Source organism: Vibrio sp. 14N.309.X.WAT.E.F5, assembly GCF_030397615.1.
GTDB classification, from domain to species: domain Bacteria; phylum Pseudomonadota; class Gammaproteobacteria; order Enterobacterales; family Vibrionaceae; genus Vibrio; species Vibrio lentus.
In genome coordinates this window covers 245,213-269,136 of sequence record NZ_JAPNXR010000004.1, presented here as the reverse complement: position 1 = coordinate 269,136, position 23,924 = coordinate 245,213, and the positions used below count along the sequence as shown (strand labels likewise).

Here is a 23,924-nt window from a genome sequence, read left to right as displayed (position 1 = left end):
TACATAAGATCGTAAGCTTCGTTATCTTGTATAATCAGTATTCGCTAGGCAGTTAGAGGCTCATTATGGATAACAGCCCCAAATCCAGCGGCTTTACTCTGGTAGAGCTGATCATCGTTATTATATTGATTGGTATTGTTTCCCTGTTCGCATCTAGCCGTTATGTTGGCTCCTCTTCTTTTTCTACCTATCTTGTTCAAAGCGAAGTGTTAGCCGCATTACGATTAGTACAAAACCGTGCGATGAATCGTTCGGATTATTGTAACCGTTGGCTGTTAAATCCAAACCAAACTCAAGCTATTCAGGTGTCTCCCTCTAGTGTTGAAGATATGTGTTCCAAGGTATTTCCTTCTGACGTTACAGATCCCAGTTTTGTTGATGGCACACAGAATAAAGTGGCCTTTAAGCTACAAACTGATACCAATGTTCCGTACCTTGATTTTGATAGTTCGGGCCGAGCTCTGCAATGTTTAATGTCGAATTGTCAGCTTGAGATATCTTCGACTGTCAACGATGATTCAATTTCAGTGTGCATTAACACTGAAGGATATATCTATGGATGTTAAACAAAAAAAACGCCCCCAAGGTTTTTCCCTAATAGAAATGGTCATTGTGATTACTCTTATTGGTTTTGCTCTTGCTGGACTTACTGCCTCTTTGTATCCGCGTTCAATTCAGACGGCGGAACAAATAACATCAGTTAAAGCTGCTGATCTTGGTCGCTCCGTGCTTGATGAAGTAATGGGGCGAGGGTATGACCACTTTTCAGGCGTGAACGGCGGAGTGCCTGAATGTGCAGTCTCAACGATGTCTACTCCTAGTCAACAATTATGCACGTTACCTAATGATTTAGGGCCTGAAAATGGAGAAACTGACGTTAATGGTGTACTGGTAAAGAGCTTGGCTAATGATGTTGATGATTTTCATGGCCTTAGAGGGCGCGTCGAAGATGTTCTTGATAGTGATCTCAGTGATGCGGGTTATCGTAATTTCAACGTTGAAATAGATGTCTTTTATGATGCTGCTGTTGTCAGTGGCAATACTTTGATGATGTCTGGTGAGCCATCGATTAGCCGTACACACTATAAACGAGTTGAAGTTGTGATTATTGATACTCAGGGAAACCGCTATCCTTTTTCTGCGATTAAAGGGAATTTTTAATGCGCGGTTTTACACTGATAGAGATGATTATTACTATTCTACTACTTTCTATTGTTGGGCTATTTCTAGGAAATATTATCCAACAAGGTATGGGGATTTATGCTGATAGCACCGCTCGTGAAGCTTTGATACAACAAGGTAAATTTGTCACGGAGCGATTGACTCGAGAATTAAGAGAAGCCGTCCCTAACAGTATTTTGATTGAAAATGATTGTATTGAATTTTTGCCCATCATCAATAGTGCCATTTATCAAGAACTTCCGGCGCCAGAAGCAAAATCAGCAGTGATACGAATATTGCCAATAGGCAAAAGCATTTCTCAAGGGGAGCGAGTTATTGTTTATCCTAACGACCCGAATGCGATGCGTCTTGATCCAACGACTGAAGGTCAAATTGCAGAGGTAAAAGAGAATGTTGACTTTAATACCTCTGCTGCAGTGATGGTTGATGTTAAGTTAACGCAAACTACAGGTTTTGAGATTAGCTCTCCAGGCAAGCGCCTTTATTTTTATCTTTCTCCCGTAGCTTATTGTCACGTCAATTCTAGTATTTTTCGTTATGCTAGTTACGCCTTGTCTCGCTCATCACTCTCCCCAGAAGCACTAGGGAATGGCGTACTGATGGCTGAGAATGTAAAAAATGCAGATTTTCAAAACTTAGCGCCTGAATTGCAAAGAAATGGGTTGGTTAGGTTTGAGTTATTGTTTGCTGATAAAGGAGAGGAGATTCAGTTTGTCCATGATGCCCTTATCTATAACGCTCCGTAAACAAACGGGGGGAAGTTTGATCCTAGTTGTCTTTATACTAGTGGTTATGGCTTCGGTTGCGATGGTTGCTAATCAGAACCAACAACGTAACAGTGAACATTTGATTTCAACCCTGATCGGTACTCGGGCTGAAATGGCTGCGCGATCTGGAGCACAAATAGAAATTAGCCGCTTTTATCAAACGACGACAGAAGGTAGTTGCCATGCATCTACCCCACAAATCATAAGCTTTTCCGGTGAAGGATTAGCTCAATGCGTAACGGATGTCAGTTGTAAGTTTATTGGAGTTTTGGACAATGGTATCAATGTATATCAACTAACCTCGAAAGGAAGTTGTTCGGTTGGGAGCTTGGTTTTACAAAGAATAATAGAGGTTGGACTTCGTGATGATAGCTAGAGTATTTATATTAGTATCTATGTTGCTAGTCTCATTTCCGTCTGCAGCCGCGTATTACTATCTAACAAATTACAATTGGCCTAATCGGTATCCACTACCTCCTTGTACTGGAAATTGGGATATCAATGGAAGCAAATATGAATGTGATGGTTCACTGACTCTGCAAAGTGGCGATGAAATTATTGCTTATAAGACATCAAAATTAGAAGTCAAAAATAACATCTATTTTGAATCCAATATCATTGGCAACCCAAGTTTTAGTGGGATATCTGTAAAAAGTAAAGATGGTCACTTGAGAATTATTGATACGGTCATTTATGGTGCAGCGCAAGCTAAACAGTCTATAGTCATCAATGAATACGCTAACGGCAGCTATAACAGTAATCATTATTCTTTCATACTCGGTAAAGTGAAAAGCTCGGACAGCACAATTCGAATGATAAATACAGATGTGCGTGGTGATGTAGATGCTAAACAGTCGGTGAACATCAATGTGCGGAGTAATGGAGCGTTTGCTGCTTCACGTGCATCTATTATAGAAGGAAAGATTAAAAGTCACGACAGTTCTATTCGAGTAATCGATGCGCGAATTGATGATGATATAGATGCGAAACAATCTATCAATATAAATGTTTTAAGCAATGAGTCATATGTTTTTAATAGCCACGTTAGCGTTGGAGGAAAAGTAAAAAGCAGTGATGGTTCAATTCGAATTATAAACGCCAGCATAACTGATGATGTAGATGCGAAACAGTCGGTCAATATTAATGAATTAAGTAATGGTGCTTATGTGCCTAACAGCGATGTTAGTGTCGGCGGGAAAGTAAAAAGCAGTGATAATTCAATTCGGATTCTAAATGCTACTGTCACCGATGAAGTTGACGCGAAGCTTTCCGTTAACATTAACGTATTGAACAACGGTACCTACGCTACAAATACAAGAACTGAAGTCGGTGGGCAAGTGGTGAGCCGTGATGAATCAGTTCGATTGGTTAGTACTAATGTGACCGACAATGTTATAGCTAAGAAAGCAATTAATATTAACCATTTAAGTAACGGGACAGATGTATCTTCAACGATCTCTAGTATAACGGGTGATATTGATAGTTCCGAGAATGACATAGTACTTGGAACAAAAACTCATGTTGTCGGTGATGTCACCGCAGGGCCGAAAGACAAAGGAACGGTATTTGTTAATTCGAACAGTAGTGTAGATGGGACATGCTTATATCAAACAGTGCCAGAAAACGCGTGTGGGGCGAAGGAGTTACCAGATCCGATTGCCTTATATCATTTAGATGAAACAACATGGAATGGCTCGAACAATGAGGTAGTAGATAGCTCTGGTAACCAATTACATGGTAAATCGGTGAATGGAGTAACATCAGAGCCTGCATCTGAATTATCTGCGATCCCAACTATTGATTCTATTGGAACTTGTGGTTTCGGAGGCTTTAATAATGATTCAAATCAATATATTAATATACCTCATGATAATGATTTAAATATAGATGAAAACTTCACAATATCAGCTTGGGTTAAGCCTGTTAGTTACCCTAGAACCGGTTTGTATTCTATTTTATCGAAAGATAATAACTATGAGTTTCACTTAAACTCAAGTGGTAAAATATTCTGGTGGTGGCAGGATGTTAATCAAAATGGGAATGGAGGCATTAAGACTAGAACATTAACCAGTGAAGTGGCTATTCCACGAAATGATTGGTCATTTATTACCATTAAATATGAATTTATAGATAAGAATAATAAATCAATAGCCAGTATATTTATAAATGGCCAGCAACGTGCTCAGTTGAACATTAATGGAAATAGAAAACTAGTAACCAATACAAAACCTTTGCAGATAGGCCAAGATCAGAATTTTTCAGGGCGAGCTTTCGATGGTTATATTGATGAAGTTCAGATTTTTGATACTACGTTAACCGATGCTCAAATTATGCTGTTATATGACCAAAAACACTTATGCTCAGATGTGCCAGGTAACTTGATCGATCACTTTGAGTTTTATCATTCAGGTAGTGAACTTACATGTAATGCAGAAGAGGTTACCATTCGTGCCTGTGCTAATGAATCCTGTTCAGAACTGGTAACCGGAGATGTTGATGTCACTTTATCTCCTGCAGTCGTAATAGGTGGTGGAGGTTGGGTTGGTGGTAATCAAATTCAGTTATCTAGCGGTACAGGGATATATTCAGTTCGAAAGAATACTGTGGGTAACTTGAGCATTGGCGTTATTGACTCTGATCCTGCAGTCAAGCCAGGAGGGGAAACATTATGTTCGAGTGCTGGAGGTGGTCTGGGAAGCGGCAACTGTAGCATTGAGTTTTTTAGTAGTGGTTTTGTCTTAGATGTACCCGATAAAATAGCAAACAGACCAGTAACAGGTCGTATCAAAGCGGTTAAAAGCTCTGATGATTCTCAAAAGTGTTTACCAAGCTTCCAGAACACTTCAAAGAATATCGAATTCTTTGGTAAGTACATTACCCCCGATTCTTCTGTCATTATTGGTAGTCCTACTATTGGTTTAAAAGTTGGTAGTGTTGAAAAAGATCTGGCAATGAGCAGCTCTTCCTTAAAAGCCTTTGCTGTCGACTTTGATAATGATGGGGAAGCTGAATTTGATGTCAGTTACGTTGACGCAGGAAAGTTACAACTTAATGCTCAGTATGAAGGTGCAGATGATGAACTTGGATTGAATATGCGAGGGAGTGCCCAGTTCGTAAGCTTCCCTAAGCAGCTCAATATCCAAGCTAAAAATACAGCTGGAAATAGTGGCTCCTGTGTAACCAAAGATTTAAGTTGCTCCGTTTTTGCGAAAGCAGGTGAAGCTTTTACATTAAATATTTGGGCTTCGGGCGATAACGGTGTCGTTACTCCTAATTTTAGCTCGCAAGATATTGCTTTGAGTCATGAACTTAAGGCCCCAGTAGTTACCGGTACAGAACCTGGTTTACTTGGTAATATTTCTTACAGTCATACCGCAATTAGTTCAGGCATTAACTCTGTCACTCAAAGTGTTTCTGAAGTGGGAGTATTTAATTTTTTGGTTGAAGAGTTACCTTCCTATTTAGGCAGCAGTTCCTTTACGATCCAAGGTGCTCAAACTGGTTCTGTGGGGCGATTTATACCTTATTATCTTCATCTAGATAGCAACACTCCGAGTTTTACGGCAGCCTGTTCAACGTCCACTTATTTAGGACAAGCGATGGAGTTTAGTCGTTTACCTGAATTAACTGTTACGGGACGGTCGTTTGATAACGTGGGCAGTAACGGAGAGCAAGAAACGACTAATTATAAAATTGACGGTTGGTGGCGATATGCTAATCCTTGGGACTTTAGAACTTTTTGGGCAGAAAGCTCAACATTGTCAATTATTGATACCGATTCCAGTAAAGTTGTTAAAACCCAAGGTTTTGCCTGGCCGGGACAAGTCACTTTTGAATCTAACCTTCAATTGGCAAGCTTAGAAGAGGCTCAGATAGCTTATGTGAAACCGCTAACCTCCTTAGGGCCAATCAATGAAGGGGTTGTCGTTCGTTTAGCGGTTAATGACACAAAAGATCTTGATGGTGTTTGTTATCAAACGAATGGAAGTGCTTCTTGTTCCGGTTTTGATTTTTCAGTTTCAGATTCACAACGTCAACGTTGGGGATACCTAGCTCTAGCAGATACTTTTGGCCCTGAAACTTCAAGGGTGCAATCCGCTGTAACAAGCTACTATTTTGATGGTTTAAGCTTTAAAACGAATACCAGTGACTCTTGCAGTGACTTTTCGGTTGTGGATTTGAGCTTTGATGTTGGTAATGATTCAAGTGCTCTACCCGTTGGAGGTGGTGTTACTGCTGCCACCATAGAGTCGACGCCTATTCTTCAGAATGGCCAGGGATATATATCTTACAGTGCGCCTGGTGAGGGGAATCGGGGATCTCTAGAAAGTACGCTTGGGTTTGAGTTGTTTCCGTGGTTGAGAAACGATTATAACCAAGATGGTATTTTTGACGATACTATATCGTCCGAAGTTCGTTTTGGTTTGTATAGGGGGAGTGATCGAGTGATTTGGTGGAGTGAACAAAACTAGTACCACCTATTAGTGTTACGTATATTCGGCATCTACCGCGGTAACGATCGTGTGATCTACCGAGGTGAAAGTGGTTTAACAGGTCAGTAAAAATATAATTTTTGCCCCTTAAGTTAGGAATCTGTAAGAAATTGCGGGTTTCAGTCCATGTTTATACTTCAATGCCTTGCCGTGACAGCAAGGCATTGGTACATTTAGTGCAATTTTTGTCTTCTAATTCTTGCAGGATGAGCGAAGAATATGTTTAAAAAACTTCGTGGCATGTTTTCAAACGACCTATCGATTGATTTAGGTACAGCCAATACCCTTATATATGTAAAAGGCCAAGGCATTGTTCTTGATGAGCCTTCAGTTGTAGCTATTCGCCAAGATCGCGCGGGTTCTGCAAAGAGTGTCGCTGCTGTTGGTCACGCTGCTAAGCAAATGCTTGGTCGTACGCCTGGTAACATCTCAGCGATCCGTCCGATGAAAGACGGTGTAATTGCCGACTTTTACGTAACCGAAAAAATGCTTCAGCATTTCATCAAACAAGTGCATGACAACAGTGTTCTTAAACCAAGTCCTCGTGTCTTGGTTTGTGTTCCTTGTGGTTCAACGCAAGTTGAGCGTCGTGCTATCCGTGAATCAGCGCTGGGTGCTGGTGCTCGTGAGGTTTACCTTATCGATGAGCCTATGGCTGCAGCGATTGGTGCTGGCCTACGCGTATCTGAGCCAACAGGTTCAATGGTGGTTGATATCGGTGGTGGTACTACTGAAGTTGCGGTTATCTCACTGAACGGTGTGGTTTACTCGTCTTCTGTTCGTATTGGTGGTGACCGTTTTGATGAAGCGATCATCAACTACGTTCGTCGTAACTACGGCAGCTTGATCGGTGAAGCGACAGCAGAGAAGATCAAACACGAAATCGGTTCAGCTTACCCTGGCGATGAAGTGGAAGAGATCGAAGTGCGTGGTCGTAACCTTGCAGAAGGTGTTCCTCGTAGCTTTAGCCTAAACTCAAACGAAATCCTTGAAGCGCTTCAAGAGCCTCTATCTGGCATCGTATCTGCAGTCATGGTTGCACTTGAACAGTGTCCACCAGAGCTGGCTTCTGATATCTCAGAAAACGGTATGGTACTAACTGGTGGTGGTGCACTGCTTAAAGACCTTGATCGTCTGCTAACAGAAGAAACAGGCATCCCTGTTGTTGTTGCAGAAGAGCCACTAACGTGTGTTGCTCTAGGTGGCGGTAAAGCCCTAGAGATGATCGACATGCACGGCGGCGATCTGTTCAGCGAAGAATAATATCTAGTGTTAGGCTCTTTTCTTATCTAGTTTTATGTAAAGAGCCTAGGACCTTGTCTATAGGATCAAATGTAGCTCTAGGACCAAATATAGAATGAAGCCAATTTTTGGTAGAGGTCCCTCTCTACAATTGCGCCTGTTTTTTGCTGTAATTTTATCAGCCAGCCTTATGCTGGCTGATAGTCGTTTAGATGCTTTCTCAAATGTCCGCTATCTATTGAACAGCATGGTTGCGCCTATCCAGTATGCAGCCAACTTGCCTCGCACTATGTTCGATGGTGTATACGACCGTTTTAGCACTCGCAAAGGGCTAATCGAATCCAACCATAATATTAAACGAGAAGTCTTGCGCCTGAAGAGCGAGCTGATTCTGCTTGAGCAATATCAAGAGGAAAACAAGCGCCTTCGTAAGCTATTAGGCTCACCGTTTATCCGTGATGAGAAGAAAGTCGTCACAGAAGTTATGGCCGTTGATACTTCACCCTATCGTCACCAAGTCGTGATCGACAAAGGTCAGATTGATGGAGTATATGAAGGTCAACCGGTGATCAACGAGAAAGGCATTGTCGGTCAAGTTACCTTCGTTGCTGCTCATAATAGTCGTGTCCTTCTACTCACTGATGCCAACAATGCGATTCCCGTGCAGGTTATTCGTAACGACATTCGTGTGATCGCTTCGGGTAATGGCAACATCGATGAGATTCAGCTAGAACACATTCCAACCAGTACTGATATTCAAGAAGAAGATCTACTTGTGACCTCTGGTTTGGGTGGGGTATATCCAGAAGGTTATCCAGTGGCTTATGTTTCTGCGGTTGATTACGACCCGAAACGTGAGTTCGCCGTTATCAAAGCAGAACCAGTGGTTGAGTTTGATAAGCTCAGGTACTTGCTGCTTGTATGGCCTGATGAAAACAAACAGATGCAAGCGGAACAATCCAGCATAGAACAAGCATTGTTAGAGGGCGAAGATGGCCAATAGCGTTTTAAGAAGCAAGGTAGTAATTGGTTGCTCATTTTTGATAGCGCTTATTCTGCAAACGATCCCTTGGCCCGGTAGTTTGGATCTATTCAGACCATCTTGGTTACTATTGGTGACTTGTTACTGGGTGTTAGCTTTACCTCACCGTGTTAACGTGGGTAGCGCTTTGATTTTAGGCTTATTGTGGGATCTTTTGATCGGTTCGACGTTAGGCATTCGAGGGATGATGATGGCAATTGTGATGTACATTATTGCGATGAACTTCCTGGTAATCCGTAACATGGCGTTGTGGCAACAAGCGATGATCATCGCGGCTTTGACGGTATTGTTCGAGGTATTGATCTTCTTTGGTGAATATTTGATCCAAGATGTCGTTTTTAATCCATTATCGCTATGGAGCGCATTGATTAACTGTATACTTTGGCCGTGGATGTTTTTATTAATGAGACGAGTCCGTCGCCATTGGCATGTGAGGTAATATGACAATGGAAAAGAAACATTTAGTTTTGGCATCCGGTTCACCACGCCGCAAAGAATTGCTATCCCAACTTGGTTATGAGTTTTCTGTCCTTGTGACTAATGTGGAAGAGTGTAAACACACCCAAGAAACCGCCGAAGAGTACGTTAAGCGACTATCTTTAGATAAGGCCTTAGCGGCACTTTCTTTATTACAAGTTAATGCTTCTGAAGAGCAGCATGTCGTTCCTGGTTCTGATACTGTAGTTCCTAGCTTAGATGCTGTTGTACTCGGTTCTGATACCGTAGTCGTAAGCCAAGGACAAGTGCTCGAGAAGCCTGCAGACCTTGCTGATTCTAAGCGTATGCTTACTCAGTTAGCGAATGAACGTCATCAAGTAATGACGGCCGTTTCTGTCGTTTCTGCTGAAAAACAAAAAACAGAAATCATTATTACCGACGTATGGTTTAAACCCCTCAGTGAAAAAGAAATAGAACAATACTGGCAAACAGGGGAGCCATGCGACAAAGCCGGTAGCTATGGGATTCAAGGTTTGGGTGGACGCTTTGTCACCCGAATTGAAGGTAGTTATTACGCCGTTGTCGGCTTACCTTTGTTTGAAACGGACCAGCTACTGCAAGAATTCTTATAATTACTAATCTGAGGTGCACCATGAGTGCTGAATTGTTGCTGAACGTGACCCCGAGTGAAACTCGTGTGGCCATGATTGAAGGGGGAGCTCTTCAAGAGATCCATGTCGAACGAGATGCTCGACGCGGTATCGTAGGAAATATCTATAAAGGACGTGTAAGCCGTGTTCTTCCTGGAATGCAGGCTGCATTTGTGGATATAGGCCTTGAGAAAGCAGCATTTTTACATGCCTCAGACATTGTTCCGCACACTGAATGTGTTGCTGAAAATGAAAAGAAGCAGTTTCAGGTCCGTGATATTTCTGAGCTTGTTCGTCAAGGTCAGGATATTGTGGTTCAGGTTGTTAAAGATCCTCTTGGAACAAAAGGCGCTCGTTTAACGACTGATATCACCTTGCCATCTCGTTACTTGGTGTTTATGCCGGGAGCAAGTCATGTCGGTGTTTCCCAGCGTATTGAAAGCGAGTCAGAACGTAATCGTCTTAAAAAAGCCGTATCTCGTTACTGTGATGAGCACGGTGGTTTTATCATCCGTACTGCCGCTGAAGGCGCTGATTTTCATGAGCTTGAGCAAGATGCTGCTTTCTTGAAGCGTTTGTGGCTCAAGGTAGTCGAGCGCCGTGGCAAGCATAAGGCCCGCACGCGCTTATATGGTGAACTGTGTTTAAGTCAGCGTATCTTACGTGATTTTGTGGGTACTGAGCTGAGTAAGATTCAGGTCGATTCTCGACTCGAATTTGAAAATCTGAAAGAGTTTACTTCGGAGTATGTACCTGAGCTTACCGACAAGCTTGAGCTATACGAAGGTGATAAACCCATCTTCGATATGTATGACACGGAGAATGAGATTCAACGTTCACTGGATCGTAAAGTAGAATTGAAGTCTGGTGGGTATCTGATTATCGACCAAACAGAAGCGATGACCACCGTCGACATCAATACTGGTGCCTTTGTTGGTCGTCGTAATCTAGAAGAGACGATTTTTAATACCAACGTAGAAGCGACACAAGCTATTGCTCGTCAACTTCGCCTGCGTAATTTAGGTGGCATCATCATTATCGACTTTATTGATATGTTGTCTGAAGAACACCGTAAGCGAGTACTAACTTCTTTAGAAGCGGCGCTCGATAAAGACCGTGTGAAAACCAACATTAATGGCTTCACACAGCTTGGTTTGGTTGAGATGACTCGTAAACGTACCCGTGAAAGTATTGAGCATATTCTGTGTTCTAGCTGTCCTGCCTGTGAAGGTCGTGGCAGTGTGAAGACAGTCGAAACCGTTTGTTATGAAATACTTCGAGAAATTACTCGTGTAAATCGTGCGTACGATGCGGATAAGTTCGTGGTTTATGCGGCAGCAGCGGTTGCCGAGGCATTAGAGGGTGAAGAGTCTCATGCGCTTGCTGAGCTTGAAGTCTTTATTGGTAAACAAGTGAAAATTCAGGCTGAGCCTCTGTACATACAAGAGCAGTTTGATGTCGTTATGATGTAATGGATATTTTGTGAGTTCTAGTGTTACTCTGATTTTACGTACGTGTCTGTGGTTAGTGGTTACTCTCTTAGTAACGCTAGCCATTGCTGTGACTACACTGCGTGTCGCCTTGCCCAATTTAAATAAGTATCAATCTGAAATTGAGCTTTGGGTAAACCAACATTCCGGTTTTGAGTTTTCTATTCAAGATGTGGGTGGCTTTTGGCGTAACACTCATCCCTCTATTGCGCTGCAAGGCGTTCAAGCCCGTCTTCCTAATGCTGAAGATGTAACCTTCTCTGTCGAACGTGTCGAAGTTGAATTTGATTTGATTCAATCTCTGGTACAGATGCGCCCTGTTGTTGCCGACCTTGTAATGAATCGAATGTATCTGGATATACGTTCGGTTGATCTGTTTGCCGGTCAGAACGGCAAAGATAAACCTAAAAAATCAGGCTCTTCAAAGCGGGTGATGCAAGAGCTGGATAACTTACTCCTCAAAACGTTAGTGGATGTGACCGCCAAAGATTCCTCTCTTCTTTATCGAACCATCTCTGATGAAGAACGTCAGCTCGATATCGAAACCTTAAAGTGGAAAAACTCAGGTAAGCACCACCTCGCGGAAGGTGTGGTTAGCATTAAAGACGCCAATCTTAACTCGTTGTCAGTAAGCGCTAACTTTGTCGATGGTGGCTCATTGACCGACGTAACTGGTGAGTTCTATGTGAGTGCAGACAATATCTCGGTTAAACCATGGTTAACCCGTTACATGCAGGCTGAATCCGGTATAGAAACGGGCACGGTTAGCTTGAATAGTTGGGTTACCCTGCAAAACAGCAAGCCGGTAAATGCCTACGTAGAAGTGCTGCCTTCGGAGTTGAGCTGGAACGAAGATGGCCAACATGATTTGATGTTTGAATCAGGCGTTTTTAAGTTGTCTCCCATTGATGATGGTTGGCAAGTGAATGGTCACTCACTTAACCTTAGAACTGATGATAGGCCTTGGCCTGAACTCGATGTTGCCTTCAAATGGAATAAAGGCCCGTGGGAACTTAATGTTTCTGAACTTGATGTGGAAACTATTACCCCGTTAATCAAGTTGATGCCAGATTCTGCGCAATCAACCAAAATGATCAATTCGTTGAAGCCGGGTGGATCAGTTTCTGATATTCGAGTCTCAATGGATTCAGACATCGAAAGCTTACGTTATTCAGCGAGCTTTAGTGATCTTGCCATCGAGCAATGGGAACTCGTCCCGGGCTTTAGCCAAGTATCAGGCAGCGTGTTTGGTTCTGCATCACAAGCGAAAGCCAGTTTGCACGTTATTGATGATGTGTTCCCTTATGGCGACGTATTCCAAGCGCCTCTCAATATCAAGCAAGGTCAGGTTGATATTGTTTGGCAGCAAGATGAAAACGGCTGGAAGCTTTGGTCAGATAAGATCACCGCAGCAACGCCAGACTTACAAGTCTTAGGTGCATTTCGTTTGGACTTCCCGAATGATGCTAGCCCTTTCTTGTCTTTCTACGGTGAAGCGGACGCTTACAATGTCGGCGAAACATGGCGTTATTTACCGACGTTGGCACTTGGGCAAGATCTAACCGATTACCTTTCAACTGCGATTCAAGCGGGCAAAGCCGATACGGTGAAATTGTTATGGCACGGCGAGCTGGGTCAATACCCATATACTCACCATGATGGGATCTTCCAAGTTTGGGTTGGCCTAGAAAACGCGAAGTTCAGTTTTGATACGGCGTGGCCACTGATTACCGATCTTCAGCTTGATCTCCTGTTTGAAAATGATGCGATGCATCTTGATTCGCGCTCTGCTCAATTGATGGACGTAACGGCTGACCGTATTACTGGGCGTATTCCTTACTTAGGGGAAGGCGGTCATATCGAGATTGAAGCGAAGGCTACGGCTTCGGGTAATGCGGTTCGTGATTATATGACGGCCTCGCCATTGGTCGACTCTGTGGGTGCTGCGTTAACGGCGCTGCAAGTGAGTGGTGATGTATCGTCTGAATTCCAACTCAATATTCCGTTTGATTCCGAAAAAGAGCCAAGAGCGTGGGGCTATGCCGATCTTAAAGATAACCATGTTGAGATTGAAGCTCCGCCAATGGTGCTCGAAAACACCACCGGACGTATTGAGTTTGATAATGATGTAATCACGGCGAATGGCTTAGCCGCTGACCTACTAAAACAAGGCATCTCTGTTGATTTTAAAGGCCTTAATGACGGTCCTGGTTATGCGGTAGATATCGATGTTTTAGGTGATTGGGACGTGAAACCTCTAGAGCCTTATATTGGCGAACAGTGGTTGAGTCGCCTATCGGGTCATGCGCAATGGCAAAGTCAGATTGATATTCAGCTCAACGATATAGGTTTCAGTTACCAGTTAGACTTACAGTCAGATCTTAAGTATTTAGCCAGTGATTACCCTTATCCATTGGCGAAAAAATCCTTGGAGAGTGGTTCTGCTAGGCTACAAGCCTCGGGCAACCAAGAAGCTATTACTGCGCGTCTGCAACTGCCGAATACCAAGTATCAGGCTGAAATTGATATTACGGGTGAGGTTCCCAAGCTGACTGCAACCAATTTAGTGTTGGGGCGTGGTGGTTATAAAATTAGTCCTGTTGTTGGGCATCATGCCTTAATCCGTACTGATAAATTTAATGCCGATGATTGGTTGTCGGTTGTGATGGAACCGGTGAAGCCATCAACCGCTGTACTTAGCCAAATGAATACGCCAACCATTCCAGCACCTAGCCGTATTACTTTTGAGAGTAAAGAGCTGATCTTAGGCGGCATAGCTTGGAATGATGTCGATTTTAGTGCTCGCAAGAACAAGCAAGCGTGGCAGATGGAAGTTTCTAGCCAAGAGATTGAAGGGGATATCAATTATTTGCCCCCTTACGACTTAACGGTGTCTCTAGATCGCCTGCATTTGTTCGTTCCTGAGTGGAGTGATAAAGCAAACCAAGAACAACTGCTGCAACGAAAAGAGCAAGAAGCACCCTTGATCTCTGAACTCGATAAAAAGATCTATGATGCGATGCCTAATCTTAAGCTCACACTGAACGATTTTTGGTTACAAGGCTATAAAGTCGGTAAGGTCGATGTTGAGCTAGCAAGGCAAGATGATCGTATTGAGTGGAGCAAGATTCAAGTCCGAAGCGGAAACAATAAAGCCGATGTGAGCGGCTGGTGGGCTCTGAATGGTGATAAGAGTCATTCATCGTTATCTATTGATGTCGAAGGTGAAAATAACAGTGAGTTAATGGAGCGCTTCGGTATCACTTCCGGGATTCAAAAAGCACCTTTTGCATTGGAAGGTCAGCTTGAGTGGGACGGTTCCCCGTGGGGTATTCAAATGGATACCATTGACGGCAACGTTAAAACCAAGCTGGGTAAAGGCTTCATCTCGGACGTAAGTGGCGCGGCTCGATTACTTGGCCTGTTTAGTCTAGATTCAATTATCCGTAAGATGCAGCTCGATTTCTCTGATGTGTTTGATAAAGGCATGGCATTCAACAGTATTACAGGTACTGGCGAAATCCAAAATGGTATCTTCTTAACCAATGATCTGAACATGGATGCGGTTGCTGGTGAGATGAAGATTAAAGGTATCGCGAATCTGAACACTCGTCAGGTCGATGCAGAGGTCAACTTCACTCCAGATATCACGTCAGGCATCCCAGTATTAACGGCGTTTGCGGTAACCCCACAAACGGCGCTGTATGTATTGGCGGTGACCACGGTTATTTCACCGGTTGTTGAGGTCTTTACTCAAGTAAATTATTCAGTAAAAGGGCCGCTGGATTCGCCAGTAGTCAGCGAGCTTTCGCGTAGCTCAGGTGAGTTTCAGTTACCAGAGAAACTGAGGAAATTAGCGGAATAGTCGTTAGATGCGAGTCAGTTTATTTGCGGCTAAATTCGGATTTCTGAATCATAATGAATGGAGAAGCGGTGCACATGGATTGTGTTGGATTGATTCAAATGACTTCAGGCCCAGTTCCTGAGCAGAACCTTGATTACCTTGAACACGAGGTAGCAAAGTGCAAAGCGTTAGGGGCGAAGTGGGTTGTTTGTCCTGAGAATGCATTAGTGTTCGGCAATAAAGCCGATTATCACCAATATGCAGAACCTCTGAATAATGGACCTTTGCAGCAGAAACTATCAGAGCTAGCAAAGCGACACCGTGTTTGGATCGTTGTCGGTAGCATGCCAATCCGAACGGCTGCAGGCGTCACCACGACTACATTGGTTATTGATGATTTTGGCGCTCTAGTGACTCATTACGATAAGCTGCATATGTTTGACGTGGATGTGGCTGATGCCCATAAATGTTATCGCGAGTCCGATATTTTCACGCCGGGTGACCGAGTTGTGACAACGGAAACGCCTTTTGGTCGCTTAGGTTTGAGTATTTGTTATGATGTGCGCTTCCCTCACTTGTATTCAGAGTTACGCAAGCAAGGGGCGCAGATCATCGTGGTTCCCGCAGCGTTTACCGCTGTTACTGGCCAAGCACATTGGGAAGCTTTATTAAGATGCCGTGCCATCGAGACTCAGTCTTGGATTGTCGCGGTAGGGCAAGGAGGAAAGCATCCTTGCCAAAGAGAAACATGGGGACACTCGATGGTGGTTGATCCATGGGGGCGAGTGGTCGCACAGTTAGACCAAGACCCTAAAAGTATGGTGGTTGAGATAGACACATCCAGTTGCGAATCGATCAGGCAGAATATGCCAATAGCGCAGCACTCTCGATTTACCAATCAATTTTAATTTTAAACAAGAGCCATTTATGAGCATTAATCAAATTGAAGAAGCGCTACTAAACCCGACAGGGCTGACGGAGCAAAATATCGCAGATACACTGGCGAGCATTGCTACCCGCCAAATTGATTATGCTGATATCTATTTCCAATCGAGCTGGCACGAGTCGTTGGTACTAGAAGATAGCATTATTAAAGATGGCTCTTTTAATATCGACTGCGGTGTTGGTGTTCGTGCAGTATCTGGCGAAAAAACCGGTTTTGCTTATTCAGATCAAATCCAATTGGATGGTCTTAAGCAGAGTGCAATTGCAGCTCGTGGTATTGCGAAGCAAGGTCAGAACGGTAAAGTCCATGCATTCAAGCGTAACTCGAACCAAGCTTACTATGACGCAGTTAACCCGCTAGCAAGCTGGGAAAAACAGCAGAAAACAGAATTACTAAAAGCACTTGATGCTTACATTCGCACCAAAGAACCTATGATCACTGAAGTATCAGTGAGTCTAAGCGGTGTACACGAGCAGATGCTTGTTGCCGCGACTGACGGCACTTTCGCTGGTGATATTCGCCCGTTAGTTCGTCTATCAATCAGCGTACTTGCGCAGAAAGGCGATCGTCGTGAACGTGGCAGCGCTGGTGGCGGTGGTCGTTTTGGTTACGATTTCTTCTTAAGTGATGTTGATGGCTCTCAAGTTGCTTACCAATTTGCTGATGAGGCTATTCGCCAAGCGCTAGTTAATCTTGAGGCTGTCGCTGCTCCTGCGGGCGCAATGCCAGTTGTTCTGGGTTCTGGTTGGCCGGGTGTTCTTCTACATGAAGCAGTGGGTCACGGTTTAGAAGGTGACTTTAACCGTAAAGAATCTTCAGTGTTTTCTGGCAAGGTAGGCGAGCAAGTCACTTCAAGCCTATGTACGATTGTTGATGACGGTACATTGACTGATCTTCGTGGTTCATTGAACGTGGATGATGAAGGTGTGAATGGCCAGTACAACACACTAATCGAAAACGGCATCCTAAAAGGCTACATGCAAGACAAGTTGAATGCTCGCCTAATGGGTGTAGCACCAACAGGTAACGGACGTCGTGAGTCTTACGCACATCTTCCAATGCCGCGTATGACCAACACATACATGCTACCGGGTGAGCACACACCGGAAGAGATCATTGCTACGGTTGATAAAGGCATCTACGCACCGAACTTCGGTGGTGGTCAGGTTGATATTACTTCTGGTAAGTTCGTGTTCTCGGCTTCTGAAGCGTACATGATTGAAAACGGTAAGATCACTCACCCAGTGAAAGGCGCAACGCTAATCGGTTCTGGTATCGAAGCGATGCAGCAAGTATCTATGGTTGGTAATGACCTAAGCATCGACCGTGGTGTTGGTGTGTGTGGTAAGGCTGGTCAAAGTGTGCCTGTCGGTGTTGGTCAACCAACATTGAAACTAGACTCACTAACGGTTGGTGGTACTGAGTAATTCAGGTCAGCAGCACGAGTTAGCTTCAAAATCTCTCGTCATAAAATAGATTGAAAGCGCCTCCAATGTGAGGCGCTTTTTTGTTTTTAGGTTACTGATTTAGCGAACAAATATAACTGTCTACATGTTCTCTTCAGCAAACTCGGCTAGTCGGCTACGCACTACTCCATTGAGGTGGATATTGGTACTGCCTTCGAAGTTTTTAAAACGCTCGACCATGTAGGTGAGGCCTGATGTCACAGGGGTTAAGTAAGAAGAATCTATCTGAGCCAGGTTTCCTGAACAGACAATTTTGGTGCCTTCACCACAACGAGTAATGATGGTTTTGATTTGCGAAGCGGTGAGGTTCTGGCACTCATCCAGCAGTACAAACGCATTCTGGATCGAGCGTCCACGCATGAAGTTGATCGATTTGAACTGGATATTGGCTTTATCGCAGATGTATTTCATCGATCCTTCGGTGCAGTGATCATTCTTGTGCAGCGCTTCGAGCGTATCGGTCACCGCAGCTAACCAAGGCAACATCTTCTCTTCCTCGGTTCCGGGAAGAAAACCAATGGATTCGCCGATGTCAGGTGTATTTCGGGTTACGATGATCTTATCGAAATGTTTGCGCTCAATGGTTTGTTCAAGGGCGGCAGCCATGGCTAACAAGGTTTTCCCGCTCCCCGCAGCACCGGTTAAAATCACCAAATCAATATCGGGATCAAGTAACGCATCAATCGCCATGCCTTGGTAGATGTTCTTTGGCGTAATGTCCCACGCCCTGCGGTTCATCAATCGTTCTCGGCTTAGGTCTCGCAGGGTGATGGTTTCTGGTTCAATCTCTTCGACACGAGCAGCAAAGTCACTGTCTTGATCAATAATGTATTGATTGATGAACGTAGGTTCGAATGGTGTTCTTGCGAGGGTGTGCAGTGTTTTCCCTCCTAGACTCTTACTCTCAACATTGTCTATACCATCCCAAAATGAACCTTCAAGCTGTTGAAAGCCCTTAGTGAGATATTGAACGTCATCAATTAATTGGTCGGTTTGGTAGTCCTCAACAAAGCGTACACCAGCACCTTTGGCTCGTAAGCGCATGTTGATGTCTTTGGTAATGAGTACCACTTCTCGTGGCGCGCGTTTATTTTGTAAGTACAACACACCATTGAGAATGCGATTGTCACCAGCCTTATCGTCGGCAAAGGCTTTAATGCTTTCTTGGAGTTCGTAGTCTGCGAGTATTGAAATAGTGCCTGAAGCGCTTACATCGGTTGAGAAAGGAATGCCTTCGGATATTTTGTCTGGGGTTGCGTCATGGAAAAGATCTTCTAATGCTCTGATTGCGACTCTGGCATCGCGAGCAACATCGCGTTTACTGTCCTTAATTCTGTCGAGTTCTTCGAGTACCGTCATAGGGATGACGACATCGTGTTCCTGAAACGAAAATATAGCAAAGGGTTCGTGAAGTAAGATATTGGTATCTAGAACAAATAATTTCCGATTGGTATCGCCCATAGCATCTCCTTGCCACCACGTGGCTCGAATGGGTTGATTGAACGCTAGCAAACTCTTGATGTGTTTGACGGCATTACTATCAAGCACTTATCAAAAGTACACCGAGTAGATCCTACCTCTAGTAGTAATAGCTCAAATATGAAGAGTCTGCTCGAAATAACTTATCTACTCCCTCTAGAGTAACCATGAATTTTTGACAGTTTGATTGCATTGGCGAAAACAGAAAAAAAGCGTGAAATAGCAGCCTTTAGACGTGACCTAAATCACAGCATCGAGTAAGATTAGCGACCTTTTTCTGCACCATTTCCTTAAGATGATTTTTATCTTAAGCGCACTTTAAAAGTGGCTGCAAATTAGGCATTTTTAGCTATATTTTTATTTTGAGAGTCAGAAAATTCTGATAACAATGTAGTTAAAAAGACCAAATTCCAACTATAAGATTGAGGTAGTCGATTCATGACATTTGCTTTGGGGCAACGCTGGATAAGCGATACGGAGAGCGATTTAGGTTTAGGTACCGTTGTAGCAATGGATGCTCGAACAGTGACAGTAATGTTTGCAGCATCAGAAGAGAATCGTGTGTATGCACGAACGGATGCTCCCGTAACCCGAGTAACGTTTAATGTAGGCGACGTCATCGAGTGCCAAGAGGGTTGGTCTTTATCGGTTGAGCAAGTGATCGAAGACAAAGGCATTCTGACTTACATGGGTACTCGTGAAGATACTCAAGAAGCGGATGTGACTCTACGAGAAATCTTCTTAAGCAACCAAATCCGTTTTAATAAACCGCAAGATAAATTGTATGCAGGTCAAATTGATCGCATGGATAACTTTGTCTTGCGCTACCGCGCTTTAAGCAATCAATACCAACAACATAAAAGCCCAATGCGCGGCTTGTGTGGTATGCGTGCAGGTCTTATCCCTCATCAGCTTTACATTGCTCATGAAGTGGGTCGTCGTCACGCTCCGCGTGTTTTACTTGCCGATGAAGTTGGCCTAGGTAAAACCATCGAAGCGGGCATGATCATCCACCAACAGGTGTTGTCTGGCCGTGCTGAACGTATTCTGATTGTGGTGCCTGAAACGCTACAACATCAATGGCTTGTAGAGATGATGCGTCGTTTCAACCTGCACTTTTCTATCTTTGATGAAGAGCGCTGCATTGAGTCTTTTGCAGAATCAGATAACCCATTTGATACTCAACAATACGTTCTGTGTTCACTGGACTTCCTACGCAAGAGCCGCAAGCGTTACGAGCAAGCTCTTGAAGGTGAATGGGACCTATTGGTTGTCGATGAAGCACACCACCTTGAGTGGAGCCAAGATAAGCCAAGCCGTGAATACCAAGTGGTTGAAGGCTTAGCTGAAAATACATCTGGTGTACTACTACTGACAGCGACCCCTGAACAGCTTGGTCGTGAGAGCCACTTTGCGCGTCTGCGTCTGCTTGATCCTGATCGCTTCTACGATTACGAAGCATTCGTTGAAGAAGAAGACCAATACGCCCCTGTTGCTGATGCTGTAACGGCATTGTTCTCTGGCGTGAAGCTTGAAAACAGCGCGAAGAACCAAATTACAGAACTTCTATCTGAGCAAGATGTTGAGCCTCTATTCCGCGTTATCGAAGGCGACAGCAGCGAAGAAGAGCAAGCGTTAGCTCGCCAAGAACTGATTGATAACCTTATGGATCGCCATGGTACAGGTCGTGTTCTATTCAGAAACACGCGTGCTGCAATCAAAGGCTTCCCTAAGCGTAATGTAAACCTACTGCCGATGGACATCCCAACGCAGTACACCACCTCGATGCGTGTATCAGGCATGATCGGTGGCAAGATGGCGCCAGAAGCTCGTGCAATGAAGATGTTGTACCCAGAAGAGATCTTCCAAGAGTTTGAAGGTGAAGACTCAAGCTGGTGGCAGTTCGATTCTCGTGTTAACTGGTTGATTGAAAAGATCCAAGACAAGCGCAGCGAAAAGATCCTAGTGATCGCGTCGCGTGCGAGTACGGCTCTGCAACTGGAACAAGCTCTGCGTGAGCGTGAAGGTGTGCGTGCAACGGTATTCCACGAAGGCATGTCGATTCTAGAGCGTGATAAAGCTGCGGCTTACTTTGCTCAAGAAGAGGGCGGCGCTCAGGTGCTTATCTGTAGCGAAATCGGTTCTGAAGGTCGTAACTTCCAATTTGCTAACCAGTTAGTGATGTTCGATCTTCCGTTTAACCCAGATTTGCTTGAACAACGTATTGGTCGTTTGGACCGTATCGGTCAGCTTCGTGATATCGACATTCATGTCCCTTACCTAAAAGGCACATCGCAAGCGATTCTAGCGCGTTGGTTCGATGAAGGGCTGAATGCATTCGCAGAGACTTGTCCTACTGGTCGCACAGTTTACGATAAGTATTCTGATGTACTGATTGAAATGCTGGCTTCTGGTAATACCGATCAGCTTGATGAAGTCATTGAAGAATCAGCGAAGCTCAATCAAAGCCTGAAATCGGATCTAGAAAAAGGCCGAGATCGCCTACTAGAGATGCATTCAAATGGTGGCGATAAAGCCCATGAGATTGCAGAAAAAATCGCGTCTACTGATGGTGATACTAACCTAGTGTCTTTTGCACTGAGCCTGTTTGATACCATTGGTCTGAACCAAGATGATAAGGGTGAAAATGCATTAGTCGTGACACCTTCTGAACACATGATGGTGCCAAGCTACCCAGGCTTACCTTATGAAGGTGCAACGATCACGTTTGACCGTGAAACAGCGCTTTCTCGTGAAGATATGAACTTCATTAGCTGGGAACACCCAATGATTCAGGGCGGTATTGATCTGCTATTGAGTGAATGTGTGGGTGCGTCTGCGGTATCTCTACTGAAGAACAAAGCGTTGCCAGTGGGTACTATTCTACTTGAGTTGGTTTACCTTGTTGATGCACAAGCGCCAAAGCGCAGCGGTATCAGCCAGTTCTTACCTAAGACGCCGATTCGTTTGATGATGGATGGTCGTGGTAACGATTTATCTGCTCAGGTTGAATTCGATAGCTTTAACCGTCAACTAAGTCCGGTAAACCGTCATTTAGCGAGCAAGCTAGTGAACTCGGTACAAGGTGAGATTCACAAGCTAATCGAAGCCGGTGAGACGCATGTACTGCCGAAGGTTGAAGAAGTTCGTCAACAAGCTCAGAAAGATATGCAAACTAACTTGAACGGTGAGTTAGAGCGTCTACAAGCGCTTAAAGCGGTTAACCCTAACATTCGTGATGAAGAGCTAGAGGTTATCGAAGCTCAAATCAATGAACTGACGGGTTACATCAGCAAGGCTCAGGTTCAGCTTGATTCGCTACGTTTGATTGTGGTTTCTCACAACTAGTTTTGAATTAGCTAAATGCTTTAACGAAATAAGGCCTTCATCATGAAGGCCTTATTTGTATCTATAACTTAGTTAACAGTTTGGTTAAGAGCGTGGTTAACGGTTTAGTTCGAATTTGGAGAGCAGATTACATCAACCATTTCCACCAAACGAACAGAGCTAAGAAGCCAAATAGGTAAACAAGGCCTGCCACAGACAACCATTTTAGCTTAGTGCCAATCGCCAGCGCTTCAGGAAGCTTAGTTTTGCTTACTAAGATGAAGTTAAGCAATGCGAAGAATGGCGTAGTTGCAAAAGCAAGCACCATCGCAAAATCAAGCATTGGCATCAGTGCTGCGCTGAAGAACATCACAATCGCCAATGCAGCGATAGAGACAATGATGATCCAGCCTTGCAGCATTCTTGGGCTCGATTCTTTTTTCAATAACAGGCGCTGTGATTCGGCAAGCACGCGTGAGTAACCATCGATAACGGTAATGGTACTGCCAAAAATACAGAAGAAGGCGATAAGAGCGATCAGTGGGCGCGACCATTCACCAATCGTAGAAGCATAGATGCCGACCAATTGATGGGTAAAGCCAACACCAGAGCGAGACAGTTCAACGCCTGTTCCGTGAAGTACCAGTGCGCCTAAAGCAACGAATACCAAAGCAAGCAGTGCCGTACCAATGTAGCCTACGTTGAAATCGAACAGTGCAGACTGAGCGGTCACCTCTTGCTTCTCTTTTTGGCTTTTTAGCCACATAGAGGTGATGCTTGAAATCTCGATAGGCGCAGGCATCCAACCCATAGTGACAACGATAAAGCCAATAGCCGCCAATGACCAAGGTGATGGTGGAACAAAAGCCGCATCAGGTTCAACTGGAGAGCCGATAGCAATGGCGACGGCAGCCAAGGTTGTGATGGTCAGGATCGCCATGATCGCTTTGGACAGCGTATCGAGCGCGCGATAATGGCCAGCGAATAGAATGATCAAGCACGTCGCTAAAACGATCATGCACAGCGTGCTGGTGGCTAAATCAAAAGGAATAAAGTAACTCAGTAAGCTTGCACTGAATAGCAGTAAGGCCGCGGTATTTACCACGGCGGAAATGGCACTTAGTATCGAAAAGATAACAAGGTAAGGTCGACCGAGGTTAGAATATCCTTCCACCAAGCTTTGCCCAGTACCAAGGGTATATTGGATGCCGGCTCTAAAAAATGGGTACTTAAATACGTTAACTAAAAGAATCAGTGCGGCTAGTTGCCAACCATAAATAGCGCCAGCTTTCGTTGAAGCGACTAAGTGAGATCCACCGACCGCAGCAGCGGCCATCATGATTCCTGGGCCAAGAGACTTAATCAGGCTTGAAAGTGGTGCGGAGGTTGGTGTTGTGGTGGTTTTAGCCGTACTTTCCATCGTTTTTCCTTTGAGGCTTAGTTCTTGTTTTCCGTTACCTTATCAATACCATGTTTCGTAATTTCGTCAACTTTTATGTACGAAAATGTTGGAAATTGTATTTATTAATAAACGAATCGATCGTGAATTATTTATTAA

General features: G+C 44.1%; 16 protein-coding genes. 14 read left to right on the top strand and 2 right to left on the bottom strand.

What is annotated here, in order from left to right; genetic code table 11:
- Positions 1–65 precede the first annotated feature (65 nt).
- The 13 genes from OW495_RS07410 (at position 66) to tldD (ending at position 17,521) form a co-directional block, all read left to right on the top strand.
- Positions 66–566 (top strand): prepilin-type N-terminal cleavage/methylation domain-containing protein, encoded by a 501-nt coding sequence (locus tag OW495_RS07410; RefSeq protein ID WP_076670562.1) that lies wholly within the window; start codon positions 66–68, stop codon positions 564–566.
- Positions 556–1,161, top strand: coding sequence for a prepilin-type N-terminal cleavage/methylation domain-containing protein (locus OW495_RS07405; protein ID WP_076676236.1), 606 nt, complete (start codon positions 556–558; stop codon positions 1,159–1,161). Before OW495_RS07410 ends, OW495_RS07405 begins: the two co-directional genes overlap by 11 nt.
- A complete protein-coding gene (locus OW495_RS07400) occupies positions 1,161–1,928 on the top strand; it encodes a prepilin-type N-terminal cleavage/methylation domain-containing protein (protein ID WP_076670570.1) in 768 nt (255 codons plus the stop codon). The genes OW495_RS07405 and OW495_RS07400 overlap by 1 nt, the downstream gene beginning before the upstream one ends.
- A complete protein-coding gene (locus tag OW495_RS07395; RefSeq protein WP_102513561.1) occupies positions 1,900–2,325 on the top strand; it encodes an MSHA biogenesis protein MshP in 426 nt (141 codons plus the stop codon). The genes OW495_RS07400 and OW495_RS07395 overlap by 29 nt, the downstream gene beginning before the upstream one ends.
- Positions 2,315–6,421 carry a LamG domain-containing protein gene (locus OW495_RS07390; protein WP_198599787.1) on the top strand — a complete coding sequence of 1,369 codons (4,107 nt, stop codon included), beginning with the start codon at positions 2,315–2,317 and terminating at the stop codon, positions 6,419–6,421. The genes OW495_RS07395 and OW495_RS07390 overlap by 11 nt, the downstream gene beginning before the upstream one ends.
- Before the next feature lie 240 nt (positions 6,422–6,661).
- On the top strand, positions 6,662–7,705 hold the full coding sequence (locus OW495_RS07385; RefSeq protein ID WP_017062957.1) for a rod shape-determining protein: 1,044 nt from the start codon (positions 6,662–6,664) through the stop codon (positions 7,703–7,705).
- Positions 7,706–7,799: 94 nt separating this feature from the next.
- Positions 7,800–8,687 (top strand): rod shape-determining protein MreC, encoded by an 888-nt coding sequence (mreC, locus tag OW495_RS07380; RefSeq protein ID WP_017109347.1) that lies wholly within the window; start codon positions 7,800–7,802, stop codon positions 8,685–8,687.
- Positions 8,677–9,165: a rod shape-determining protein MreD gene (gene mreD / locus OW495_RS07375; RefSeq protein WP_017073030.1), complete on the top strand. Its 489-nt coding sequence runs from the start codon at positions 8,677–8,679 to the stop codon at positions 9,163–9,165. The genes mreC and mreD overlap by 11 nt, the downstream gene beginning before the upstream one ends.
- 7 nt (positions 9,166–9,172) lie before the next feature.
- Entirely contained in the window at positions 9,173–9,796 is a 624-nt protein-coding gene (locus tag OW495_RS07370) for a Maf family protein (RefSeq protein ID WP_102513576.1), read from the top strand.
- Positions 9,797–9,816: 20 nt separating this feature from the next.
- Entirely contained in the window at positions 9,817–11,286 is a 1,470-nt protein-coding gene (gene rng / locus OW495_RS07365; RefSeq protein WP_017105386.1) for a ribonuclease G, read from the top strand.
- A 10-nt stretch (positions 11,287–11,296) separates the two neighbouring features.
- Positions 11,297–15,169, top strand: a complete 3,873-nt coding sequence (locus OW495_RS07360; RefSeq protein WP_102513559.1) for a YhdP family protein — start codon at positions 11,297–11,299, stop codon at positions 15,167–15,169.
- A 74-nt stretch (positions 15,170–15,243) separates the two neighbouring features.
- The gene (locus OW495_RS07355) at positions 15,244–16,056 is read left to right on the top strand and encodes a carbon-nitrogen hydrolase family protein (protein ID WP_099167454.1); all 813 of its coding nucleotides are present in this window, start codon (positions 15,244–15,246) and stop codon (positions 16,054–16,056) included.
- A 19-nt stretch (positions 16,057–16,075) separates the two neighbouring features.
- Positions 16,076–17,521 carry a metalloprotease TldD gene (gene tldD / locus OW495_RS07350; RefSeq protein ID WP_102513558.1) on the top strand — a complete coding sequence of 482 codons (1,446 nt, stop codon included), beginning with the start codon at positions 16,076–16,078 and terminating at the stop codon, positions 17,519–17,521.
- A 120-nt stretch (positions 17,522–17,641) separates the two neighbouring features.
- Here tldD and OW495_RS07345 read toward each other — a convergent pair whose 3' ends face one another.
- A complete protein-coding gene (locus tag OW495_RS07345; RefSeq protein WP_289885802.1) occupies positions 17,642–19,021 on the bottom strand; it encodes a PhoH family protein in 1,380 nt (459 codons plus the stop codon).
- Between the two features lie 456 nt (positions 19,022–19,477).
- On the opposite strand from OW495_RS07345, the gene rapA reads away from it, so the two are divergent.
- Entirely contained in the window at positions 19,478–22,387 is a 2,910-nt protein-coding gene (gene rapA / locus OW495_RS07340; RefSeq protein WP_102513556.1) for an RNA polymerase-associated protein RapA, read from the top strand.
- A 127-nt stretch (positions 22,388–22,514) separates the two neighbouring features.
- Here rapA and OW495_RS07335 read toward each other — a convergent pair whose 3' ends face one another.
- Positions 22,515–23,786 carry a divalent metal cation transporter gene (locus OW495_RS07335; RefSeq protein WP_102327024.1) on the bottom strand — a complete coding sequence of 424 codons (1,272 nt, stop codon included), beginning with the start codon at positions 23,784–23,786 and terminating at the stop codon, positions 22,515–22,517.
- Positions 23,787–23,924: the final 138 nt, after the last annotated feature.

Bases quoted from the DNA above. Each gene is read 5' to 3' on its own strand.
- OW495_RS07410 (WP_076670562.1), top strand. From the start codon at position 66: ATGGATAACAGCCCCAAATCCAGCGGCTTTACTCTGGTAGAGCTGATC.
- OW495_RS07405 (WP_076676236.1), top strand. From the start codon at position 556: ATGGATGTTAAACAAAAAAAACGCCCCCAAGGTTTTTCCCTAATAGAA.
- OW495_RS07400 (WP_076670570.1), top strand. From the start codon at position 1,161: ATGCGCGGTTTTACACTGATAGAGATGATTATTACTATTCTACTACTT.
- OW495_RS07395 (WP_102513561.1), top strand. From the start codon at position 1,900: ATGATGCCCTTATCTATAACGCTCCGTAAACAAACGGGGGGAAGTTTG.
- OW495_RS07390 (WP_198599787.1), top strand. From the start codon at position 2,315: ATGATAGCTAGAGTATTTATATTAGTATCTATGTTGCTAGTCTCATTT.
- OW495_RS07385 (WP_017062957.1), top strand. From the start codon at position 6,662: ATGTTTAAAAAACTTCGTGGCATGTTTTCAAACGACCTATCGATTGAT.
- mreC (WP_017109347.1), top strand. From the start codon at position 7,800: ATGAAGCCAATTTTTGGTAGAGGTCCCTCTCTACAATTGCGCCTGTTT.
- mreD (WP_017073030.1), top strand. From the start codon at position 8,677: ATGGCCAATAGCGTTTTAAGAAGCAAGGTAGTAATTGGTTGCTCATTT.
- OW495_RS07370 (WP_102513576.1), top strand. From the start codon at position 9,173: ATGGAAAAGAAACATTTAGTTTTGGCATCCGGTTCACCACGCCGCAAA.
- rng (WP_017105386.1), top strand. From the start codon at position 9,817: ATGAGTGCTGAATTGTTGCTGAACGTGACCCCGAGTGAAACTCGTGTG.
- OW495_RS07355 (WP_099167454.1), top strand. From the start codon at position 15,244: ATGGATTGTGTTGGATTGATTCAAATGACTTCAGGCCCAGTTCCTGAG.
- tldD (WP_102513558.1), top strand. From the start codon at position 16,076: ATGAGCATTAATCAAATTGAAGAAGCGCTACTAAACCCGACAGGGCTG.
- OW495_RS07345 (WP_289885802.1), bottom strand. From the start codon at position 19,021: ATGGGCGATACCAATCGGAAATTATTTGTTCTAGATACCAATATCTTA.
- rapA (WP_102513556.1), top strand. From the start codon at position 19,478: ATGACATTTGCTTTGGGGCAACGCTGGATAAGCGATACGGAGAGCGAT.
- OW495_RS07335 (WP_102327024.1), bottom strand. From the start codon at position 23,786: ATGGAAAGTACGGCTAAAACCACCACAACACCAACCTCCGCACCACTT.